This is a genomic window from Acinetobacter sp. Ver3, from assembly GCF_000632455.1.
In the GTDB taxonomy this organism is placed as follows: domain Bacteria; phylum Pseudomonadota; class Gammaproteobacteria; order Pseudomonadales; family Moraxellaceae; genus Acinetobacter.
Genome location: NZ_JFYL01000090.1, coordinates 1 through 9,602, shown reverse-complemented (window position 1 = coordinate 9,602; position 9,602 = coordinate 1). Strand labels below are relative to the sequence as shown.

Annotated in this window: 9 protein-coding genes and 1 pseudogene; 4 read left to right on the top strand and 6 right to left on the bottom strand. The window is 36.9% G+C overall.

The window, feature by feature from the left end:
• On the bottom strand, nucleotides 1-455 hold a 455-nt coding region (locus tag CL42_RS14740), incomplete at its 3' end, for a Fic/DOC family protein (RefSeq protein WP_035270234.1).
• Nucleotides 456-467: 12 nt separating this feature from the next.
• Nucleotides 468-635 carry a YhfG family protein gene (locus tag CL42_RS16845; protein ID WP_002125865.1) on the bottom strand — a complete coding sequence of 56 codons (168 nt, stop codon included), beginning with the start codon at nucleotides 633-635 and terminating at the stop codon, nucleotides 468-470.
• A gap of 273 nt (nucleotides 636-908) precedes the next feature.
• Between CL42_RS16845 and CL42_RS14735 the strand changes: the two genes are divergently transcribed.
• From CL42_RS14735 to CL42_RS17770, 4 genes are read left to right on the top strand one after another with little or no spacing between them, the layout of a single operon-like run.
• The gene (locus tag CL42_RS14735) at nucleotides 909-1,373 is read left to right on the top strand and encodes a hypothetical protein (RefSeq protein ID WP_000911011.1); all 465 of its coding nucleotides are present in this window, start codon (nucleotides 909-911) and stop codon (nucleotides 1,371-1,373) included.
• Between the two features lie 12 nt (nucleotides 1,374-1,385).
• A complete protein-coding gene (locus tag CL42_RS14730) occupies nucleotides 1,386-3,725 on the top strand; it encodes a hypothetical protein (RefSeq protein WP_002058482.1) in 2,340 nt (779 codons plus the stop codon).
• A gap of 4 nt (nucleotides 3,726-3,729) precedes the next feature.
• Nucleotides 3,730-6,930 (top strand): site-specific integrase, encoded by a 3,201-nt coding sequence (locus CL42_RS14725; protein WP_002046149.1) that lies wholly within the window; start codon nucleotides 3,730-3,732, stop codon nucleotides 6,928-6,930.
• A gap of 60 nt (nucleotides 6,931-6,990) precedes the next feature.
• Nucleotides 6,991-7,098 (top strand): hypothetical protein, encoded by a 108-nt coding sequence (locus CL42_RS17770; RefSeq protein WP_372551473.1) that lies wholly within the window; start codon nucleotides 6,991-6,993, stop codon nucleotides 7,096-7,098.
• Between the two features lie 144 nt (nucleotides 7,099-7,242).
• Here the strand turns inward: CL42_RS17770 and CL42_RS14720 are convergent, their stop codons facing one another.
• The 4 genes and pseudogenes from CL42_RS14720 to CL42_RS17585 form a co-directional block, all read right to left on the bottom strand.
• Entirely contained in the window at nucleotides 7,243-7,461 is a 219-nt protein-coding gene (locus CL42_RS14720) for a hypothetical protein (RefSeq protein WP_000550047.1), read from the bottom strand.
• Between the two features lie 4 nt (nucleotides 7,462-7,465).
• Complete coding sequence (locus CL42_RS14715) at nucleotides 7,466-8,761, bottom strand: Y-family DNA polymerase (RefSeq protein ID WP_001190352.1); 1,296 nt, start codon at nucleotides 8,759-8,761, stop codon at nucleotides 7,466-7,468.
• A 14-nt stretch (nucleotides 8,762-8,775) separates the two neighbouring features.
• Complete coding sequence (locus CL42_RS14710) at nucleotides 8,776-9,402, bottom strand: LexA family protein (protein WP_035270232.1); 627 nt, start codon at nucleotides 9,400-9,402, stop codon at nucleotides 8,776-8,778.
• A 111-nt stretch (nucleotides 9,403-9,513) separates the two neighbouring features.
• Nucleotides 9,514-9,602, bottom strand: a pseudogene (locus CL42_RS17585) (DUF159 family protein); the annotation flags it as partial.

The window sequence follows — 9,602 nt, the reverse complement described above, 5'->3', positions numbered from 1 at the left end:
AGATGCTCAAAGAAAATCCGTTGTGTACGTCCATTACCTTCACGGAATGGGTGTATGACATTAAGCTCACAATACAAGTCGGCAAGTTGAGGAATCAGTTGTTGTGGTGCTAAGCCTTGAAAGTATTTTTTTTCTTGAAGCGGTTTGAGTAGTTTATTGGTTTCAATTTCAATACGGGAAAAATTACAAAAACGGGTGTCACCTTTGGAAATATCGATTTGTCTTAACTTTCCTGCCCAGTCGTATAAGTCGCCAAAGAGCTGCGCATGAATTGATTTTAAGTATTGTAAGTCGTAAGGTGGTTCAGCATATTCAATTAAGTTACTTGCCAATCCAGACAGTTCTAGTTCAGCTTGTTCTAAAATTTGTTCATCATGAATATTGAGTTTGTTCTTTAGGATATTTGTGCCAGGGTAACAATACAGGCTGTCACCCATTTCCCCATATTTATCCATACATGCACCTGACTAAGTTTCGGGTTGCGAATACTTCTTATATTTTTGCAAGATTTCAGCTTTACTTTGTTGAGTTGTTTGAGCTGTCGTTGTAATGCCTTCAAGCTTTAGGCTGGCTTGATAGTTTTGCGCACGTGTCGCTTGAATATATTTTTTTTTCTGTTCAGTGGTTCTGAGCATTTCGAAACTCCATTGATGCTACACGTGAAGTAAGTATAGCAGAGAATCTTTTTGATCAATGCTGCATACACAGCATTTCAAAATGTAATACAACGGTATTGTTTCATGTAATAACAGAAAACTAAAAAAAGTGGAAGAATTTTTAAAATTTAGACCACCCATGATAAGCAAACCATATGTATTTGTTGATAATTGTAATTTTGAGAGAATTTAGTTGATAAATTAAATGAATTTTAATATACAAAGATATGCTCATTTTTTATATCGATAAAAATGTTAAAATTTGACTATTTAGTAAAAAATATAGAGATATTTATGGGGCAATTTATCATGCCCTTTTGCTTTGAGCGACAAAATGTTCAATTTAAGATAGTAAAAATTAACTCAGAACTACTGAAAATCAAAAAGATTAAACAGAGCCAGAAAGTAGTAGTACAAGCAAAGTTCAAAATAATCTATGTGAAAATTTGGCAAAAAATATTGCTATTAATGCAAACGGAGCCATGCTTACGTGTACATTCTAATTATGTTGCAATCTTACAGTTGATACATAATCTTGATGATTTTATCGAAAAATCACAGCAACACTTGTGCTTTGAGAGAAAAGCTCAGAAAGAGCTGGATGCTAAATTTTTTGCTAGATTTTTTAAGCTGACAAAGAGTTCAATAAAAGATCAACTTTTACCAAATTGTTCAGATCGTAATGAATTTAACCAATGCAATTTGATAAAAAATTAAGCGAAAGCGAATATGCCAAAGATTGAAACAGAAGAGCAATTCTTAGATTTAGCAGAAAAATTCCAAAAAGATTATTGTTTATTACGCAATCATGTTGTGAATACACAATTTGTCGATCTATCAGATGATTTACGTGAAAAAGCCCATGCTCTATATAAGGAAGCACAACAGATATATGGCTATATATCTAGTTCTAGACAATTAGGTAAATATTATTATCTAGCTTCTTTAAGTTATTTTGCATGCCCGACTACTAGTAATACTCAAGAGCTGTCGTCTGAACGTTATTTGATTCTACAAGCGAGTTTTTTAACATATCGGCAGTATCAAGAATTTGCAAAAATTGATAAAGCTGAGAATAAGCAAAAACATGTTTGTGATCTCTTTCGCTATGTATCACGATATGTTCTGGATTCTAATCATGCTGAATTATTTCAAGAATGCAGTGAGCTACTAAATCGCTATGTCATGTACGAACGTAACTTGAAAAAGGAGGATCGTAATCAACTTTTTAATATTAAAGATTTCAAACAAGTACAAGCCATAGAGTATTTATCGGCTCTATTAATAATTTTTAAAAGACTTGATGATCGTCGTGTTGTTCATCGTCAGCGTAAGTCAAAAAAAAGTAAAGTTTTGCAATGGCCGACGAAAAATGAACTCAAAAAATTTCGTGAAATTAAAACGGGTAAGCAAGTAGATATTGGACATAACGCAAAGATCAGTATTTATGATGCCGCTCTTCACAAAGATGAAGAGGGTGAAGTTGATCTATTAGATCCTGAAATGGAGTTTTATTCAGAAGATGAAAAGTCTAAAAATTTAAATTATATACTCAGCGATAATGCGACGCATCTAATGCGGCATCGCCAGCGCCGTCATGCTCCTTTTGTTACAAATCCACATTATTTGGCGCCAGATATACTGAAGCAAATTGTTTATGTGTTGAGAACCGAGTTATCCGGGCACTGGAGGGATGCTGCAATCGCTGCAGCATGTTTATTGTCACTTTTGACGGGATTATCACCCGTCGCACTGATGGATTTTAACGAGCTTATTCAAGATGGAATTTTGATCCAGAATGGTTCAAGTAGACGTCGCGAATATTTACTCAAATTAAATCTTAAAATTACAGAGCAGAAGATTAAGAGCTTAAATCATGTGCGGTGGAATGAAGTGATGACACATCAACTACATTTACCTTCTGCTTGGTTTGACTATATAGAACAAGCATCGAATCCACTAATTTCATCAACACACATTAATACGAAACTTAAGAATTGGCTTGATAATCGGTTTGTAGGTTCGATCACTGTAGAAAAACTGCAGGCTCAATTATATTTTCATATATATTATGAAACATATAATGAATATCTTGCTCATGTAATTGCTGGGCGGGATAGTCAGCATCACATGCCTGGTATCTATTATGGCGGGCTACCGAAAACTCAACTCAGTAGCACATATCTAGCCTTTTTAGAAAAAGCACTTACACCACATTCCACACATTTTACTGAAGACACGGCTGAACTAAAAATATTGCAACAACAATTCAAAGTGCAATCTGCATTATCTATAGGAAGGATAGGGAGCCAACTGGCACTTGAACCCAATTTTGTGAAAGAGCAATTCCATATTTTACATAGACATTGTCACGAAAACATCCAAGAAGATAAGCACATTATTAATCAACTTAATGCATATGCGTGTTGGATGTGGCATATCAGTTTGTTGAGTTTGGCAAGTCGGCCTAAAAAAAACCTGTTGGGGAATTTGGATGATTATTGTGTTGAGCTCAAGCTTTTATATGTGAATGATAAAAAAAATAGTAAAGCAAGAAAAGATGGTCGTTTTATCCCTTTATCTGATTTTTTCATAAAAACACTGCAAAATTACACTGCCTTTTTAGAACAAATTATTGAAGCGTACGGTTCATTTTTTAGACAAGTCTTTGCAAAGAAGAAGATAACTGTAAATGATCTTTTTGGTAAGGTCATTTTTAGTAAAGATATCTTGCCGATAACTGTCAAAGAATGGCAGAGCAGGAAAATTAAGTTAATCCCTTTATCGAGAAAATGGGTGAATTCATATATGCAAGGAGTCTTTCCAAAGAATATGTATTCGAATTGGTTACGTCATTTTGACATGAACTTTTTGATGCATGAGCAGCAAGAGGGTAAACCAGCATTAGCTTTTCACTTAATTCAGGCCCTGTATGGTCATGACCAACGTGACCGAGAGGCTTTTCATCCGCATTCTTCACTTATCCCGAATGTCTATGTACAGCAAGCCCGCCAGCAATTGCAAGATAATGTCAAATCTTTATCGATTAAACACTTAGAGCGAAAATAGTTGTATGCAAAAAATCAAAGAACTAATAAAACCACAACTAGATGATCTATTTGTTGATATTCATAAAATGGTGAAAAAGTCGCTAGATAGACAGCCTTCTCCACCTGAAGTATTGACGAAAGAAATGCAGCAAAAACTTGATCAGCAGATCGCTGAAAAATGGCATGACATTAAAGATAGTGTTGATTGTTTGAGTCAAAAGTTGAGCCGAGACGAACAATCAAAACTGATGCAATTTACTGAAGATGAATTTAATAAAAGAAGGAAGCAATTCAACCAGAATGTAGATAAAAAATCATACAGAATTAAGCTAAATCCACATACTAAACGGATCGTACTGCCTAGAAAAATTGAGAGTACAGAGTCACGGTTAGAACAGGGGCATCTACATATCCATGTACTTAAGGAATTAAGGCAGTATTGGCAAGATTCATTTGAATATTGGAATGAACCAAAGTACTTATGGGGAAATTTATGCTTAAGTTTTATATATATTTCAGGCTGTGCAGATGAACAGCATTTGATTGCTATTCAGAAGCAATTGCAGGAGGCCATTGAGCTTGGTACAGATCTGAATTGTTTTCGGTTATACCATTCGGACTACAAAAAAATCACTAATCCATTGTTACTACATTATCGTGTTGAAAACTCTCAATATGGCAACGATGTAGAACAGGGAAAGTTGTACCAATGGAAACATGTTTTTTTTAACCCATATGCGCAGTTCATTTTGCAATATTTAAAAAAGTTGAAAGCTACTCAGAAAGAATTTTGTCTGCAACATTCAGTTGAAGATTGTATTTTAGAAAGCTTGAGTAAGATAGGCAGGAAAAAAAGTCTTGGGGATCTGCAATATCAAATTAAACGCCGTGGATTTCGTGCATTTAATGATGTGCAAATGGTACTCGAATTTAATCCAAACCTCAGCATAGATATATTTTTGAGTAATGTGCTTCAGCAAGAGATTAATACTGTTGCTTTAAGGCCATCCGAATTTAGATTGCTGTGGAATAATGATTACAATCAAGTCACAGAACCAGATAATCGCCCTATTCATTTTGAACAAGAGCAGTTACTTCCTGAAGTTCCGACTGTTCAAAGCAAATTACAAACGATTCCGTATGAGTTGATGTTGTTTGGTCAAAAGAAACGTAAAGGTCAAAAAGTTGAGCGTTTAGATAAAAAGAGGAATAAAGAAGAACGCACGCTACGTTTTTGGCAAGAAACTAGAAGGGTGTTAGAGGAGAAGATAGTTGATGCTAATACGGAGGAAAAGTCTTTAATTGATGCTCAACTACGCTTAATTCACTGGTTAATGCATTTAAAAAAACGAGGGCTTCAATTATCAACTATTGAAAGCTACTTAGGATCGTTTGGCAAAGAATTTATATTTGAGATTTGGCTCAATAAATTAGATTTAAAGCAACAATCCATAGATGACTATGAGGATTTATATCGGCAGCTATTGAAATACAGCAGTGAACGTGATGAAAAAGCAGTTCAACGAGATTCGGTGAAAGGAAAAACCTCTCGTAAGATGCACCAAAGCGCAGAATACCGTTTTGGTCGCCTAAAAGATTTTCATCAATTCTGTATAGAGAATTATGATGCTCCAGGGGTATTGGTGTTACAGAATTCAAGTTTTAAGCATTTACAAATTTGCAATGCACGGCTAGTGAGTCCTTTGCTATTTGGCAAATTATTGGAAAAACTAGAAAATTTAAGTCAAGAGCCAACGGCATCAGAGTGGGTCGATCATCTGAGTTGTTTAAAGCTGATGTATTTACTAAGTTATAGAACTGGACTTCGATTAAATGAAGTTCGTTGTCTTAAAATACAAGATATTATTTGCCCAGAGCTACTTTATAAAGAAAAAGAAAATACAGTTTTTAATAATATCACGCTTCATATCCAAGACAATTCATATCGCCGTCTGAAAACGCGAAGTGCGAATCGTCAAATACCATTGAAAATTGCATTGTCAGAACATGAGTTTTTAGTAGTACAACGTTACATACAACATCGTTATGAGCAATATTTGGTTAATCAGCAGGATGATCTACTTTTTAGTGTGAATCATCGTGTATTAACTGATCAATGTATCAGCAAAATTACAGTAGATTTGTTTAGTCAAATATTAGGTATGCATCATGGCTTTAGTTTTCATACATTACGCCACAGTGCTGCTAACTATCTAGCAATAACTTTGCTCGGTTCAAAAGAAATGATCAAGACCTACACAGATTGTCCTTGGGTAAAAGCAAAAAAGATGAGGGATTTATTGTTTGGTATGAAAGCACGTGCTCAAGAAGAGATTATTCAACATAAATGGCAGGTGCTCGCCTCTTGGATGGGGCATAGCAGTATTGAGCAAACGGCTTCAAATTACCTTCATGTTTTGGATTTATTAGCAGTCGATCGAATTTATAATTCGCCGTGTATCATTTCAAAAAAAGTATTAGAACAGTGTTTTAGTCCAGTGAAGTCAAGTACAGACTACATAAACCTAAATCGTTATACTCAGCAGCAGAAATGGTTTAATTCTTATCAGCAAACACAGCCAGTTACGATGGCTGGCCGACAAGAAAAGAAGTTTAGTATAGAGAAGAGTACTCTGACACCTTTTCAACGTTTGATAAGTTTTAGAGAAGGTCGTTTAAGCGAAGATACCCAAGCTCAAGAATGGATGCAACGATGTCAATGGATGAGCACTAAATGGATGGATCGCCAAAAATTTAATTTAAAAACGAATTATGTTTATAGTAAGAATTTAGAAGAGAGTTGGTTTGATGAACTTTACGAAAAGGCTAAAAAACTGACTCGTCCAGATGAAATAATTCCTCTCCTTGATTTTCATTATAAAGATGATAGGCAGCAAGATGCACTGAAAGAAAAGAACATGGTTAAGGCGCTTAAAATATTATTATTATTTGGAAAACTGCGTAAGAATTTTCTACATTTTCAATGCCGAATGAAAGGTGATGAGCAACAAATTGTTAATTTTATTACTGGTATAGAGCCAATGTTAGGAGATCATCTGTATTTAGAAAAACAAAACTACCCAGTTAATTTGGATGCTCCTGAGCGAACCGTTAAATTTAGTTTTCAAAGAGTTGTCGGCTCTAACAAAAAAAATGTTACTCCGCTGGTTATATTTAATTTAATGTTAAAAATGATGCAAAAAGATGAACTCTGGATCAAATAGCCTAAGCATGTTAAAGGGGAATTGTTTAGAAATTTCCCTGTTTATAAGTAAACTGCCTTTATGAAAAGCACCATGCTGACTTGGATTAATAAGCGGAATGTAGTATCACAGTTTGATCGCTGGATTTACGAAAATGGTGTGAAGATTAGCGGTATGGTAAATCGATGAGCTAAAGTGTTGTAGTCCAAACTCGATCTGACAATTACCCATTTTTTAGTGTGCCCGTCAGGTTAAATTTGAACTGAATTTTTCTCAGCCCAAATTCATTTCCAATCAAGTTATGTTTCAAGTGGCGTGCGAACACTGCACAATTTAATTCACGGTGCCTAAGACAGGTATCAACTTCGGACCAGCCATTCTAGCTTTGCTAATGATTTCCACCAGCTCATCATAAGTCAGTTCAAACTTATCCTCACTATCAAATACATAGACCATATTCTTGCCTTCATGTTCAGGTGGAGTAGGTGGTACAAATCGTTTCGGGATAAGAATTTGTGCGAGTTGTTCGTCAGTTAATTTAAATAAGTGCATGTTTTTATCCTACTCTTGGTAAGTCAGACCATTTGGTTAAATACGAAGGTGATCTAAGGTTTTGATTCATGTGCCATGTGGCTTCTTTATTGTTGGCAATGCCTAGCGTGACGAGATTCTTCCCAAACCGTTCACTGATGGCTTCGATGGCATCTGAAAGCCTTTCTCGCTCTTGCTTATGTGAATAGTCCGTGAATAGATCGGGCACAAACTTGGATTGATCTGTAATTTCGAGCAGCACGATTCCCGCCTTTTTATACTTAAAGCCTTTCTTAAATATCTGATCGATGCCTTTCATCGCGGCCTTGGTGATGAGCAGTAGATCATCCGTATGCTCATGCATTTGAACGACGATGTAAGGCGAGTAGCGCTCTGTCTTATCAAAGCGACTGGTTTGGATATACACGCCGATCATCTTGCAGATTGAGCCATCTTCCCGCATTCGTTTCACGGCTCTGGCCACATAAAGCCGAACCGAAGCTTTAATGTCATCCATTTCATACACTGGGTTGCCATATGAACGGCTGCTGATGATTTGCTTCTTCGCTACAGTATCATCACTAAGGTCAATACAAGAAAGGCCCTGTAGCTCAAGCACCGTCTTTTCCATCACGATACTAAACTGCTTTTTGATTTCTTTAGGATTGGCATTGATCAGATCCAGCACAGATTGAACACCCATAGTATTGAGCTTCTTACAGTTCTGTCTGCCTACGCCCCAAACCTCAGACACATCAACCTGCGCGAGTAGCGTTTCTGTAGAGCATGGGTCCATATGGGCCAGATTACAGACCCCATTGAAGAACTTGTTTTTCTTGGCGAGATGATTGGCAATCTTGGCTTCGGTTTTAGAGCGACCAATTCCAATACAGCAGGGTAGGCCTAACCAACGCCAAGCCTTAGCCCTCATGTCTTGAGCATATACAGTCAGGTCAAATAGATGCTCGTAAGCTGTGAGCTTCAGAAAGCATTCATCAATGGAATAGACCTCTTGATCTCCTGGTGCAACATAGTCCCCAAGCAGCTCCATAAAGCGCTTGGACATTTCGCCATATAAGGAGAAATTACTGGATAGCACCTGAATGTTATGTTGTTTGATCAGCTCTTTAATTTGGAATACAGGAACACCCATCTTGATGCCTAAGTCTTTCGCTTCCTGGCTTCTGGCCACGGCACAGCCGTCATTGTTGCTGAGCACAATGGTTGGGCGATCATTCAAGGCAGGATTAAACACACGCTCACACGAGACGTAGCAATTATTCACGTCGACTAACGCGAATATTTCATTTTCACTTTGCATGGTTATTCTTCTTTTTATGAGCGGTGATAAATACGCTTTAAATTAAAAGTCACCACACCCCAGATTGATATGGTCTGACTATCATCAGGAATGATGTGATTGTAATTCGAATTTTCAGCCTTCAACCAAAGTTCTGGAAGCGGATAATCTTCATCTCCAAATATTTCTTTGATTTCAGACTTGGACATCTTATTGGTGATCATCAGCCGCTTAATGGTCGAGGCGCTATTATCAATCAGGGCAACCACGATATCGTAATGCTTGGCCTCAATGCTGCGATCGACAATGATTGGGTCATTGATCTCGAAACCAGCATCAAGCATAGATTCACTGTCTACATAAGCAATGAACGTAGAAATAGGGTTGTGAATCAGGAACTCATTCAGATCGAGCGCTTTATCTTGCTCATCCTTGGTGCTGAAGGCTGGACCTGCAGGGATGCGCTCTAAAGAGACGGGGATAGAGACTTTAGATTTGGGTAGAACTGCAGTAAGCCCTAACTGCGCAACCAGTTCATTTTGAACAGCGATTTGTTCAAGCACGGTATTGATGGTAGGGCTTGGCTTACCCTCTGGACCCATGAGCTCTTGTAAAGATGACCATGCGTCGTCAGAGAAGTAGATAGGCAACTTCTTAGACATTAGATACTCCTACGCTACAAGGCGTGTTTGGAAGTAGAATTTGTATAAATAGGATATTACTAACAGTATTTAAAATTCAAATTTAAAAAGTTGTGGATAAACAAGGATGCGTCAGAATAAGACGTCTTGTTTTTGCTCATCGCGCGGAAAAGTGACGAATTCATCGGGCATTTCAAAAAAATATTCATGCGCGTGTTCAT

Coding starts and splice junctions, on each gene's coding strand:
- CL42_RS14725 (WP_002046149.1), top strand. CDS start 3,730: ATGCAAAAAATCAAAGAACTAATAAAACCACAACTAGATGATCTATTT.
- CL42_RS14710 (WP_035270232.1), bottom strand. CDS start 9,402: ATGTCTAAGAAGTTGCCTATCTACTTCTCTGACGACGCATGGTCATCT.
- CL42_RS14720 (WP_000550047.1), bottom strand. CDS start 7,461: ATGCACTTATTTAAATTAACTGACGAACAACTCGCACAAATTCTTATC.
- CL42_RS14730 (WP_002058482.1), top strand. CDS start 1,386: ATGCCAAAGATTGAAACAGAAGAGCAATTCTTAGATTTAGCAGAAAAA.
- CL42_RS14735 (WP_000911011.1), top strand. CDS start 909: ATGTTAAAATTTGACTATTTAGTAAAAAATATAGAGATATTTATGGGG.
- CL42_RS17770 (WP_372551473.1), top strand. CDS start 6,991: ATGAAAAGCACCATGCTGACTTGGATTAATAAGCGGAATGTAGTATCA.
- CL42_RS16845 (WP_002125865.1), bottom strand. CDS start 635: ATGCTCAGAACCACTGAACAGAAAAAAAAATATATTCAAGCGACACGT.
- CL42_RS14715 (WP_001190352.1), bottom strand. CDS start 8,761: ATGCAAAGTGAAAATGAAATATTCGCGTTAGTCGACGTGAATAATTGC.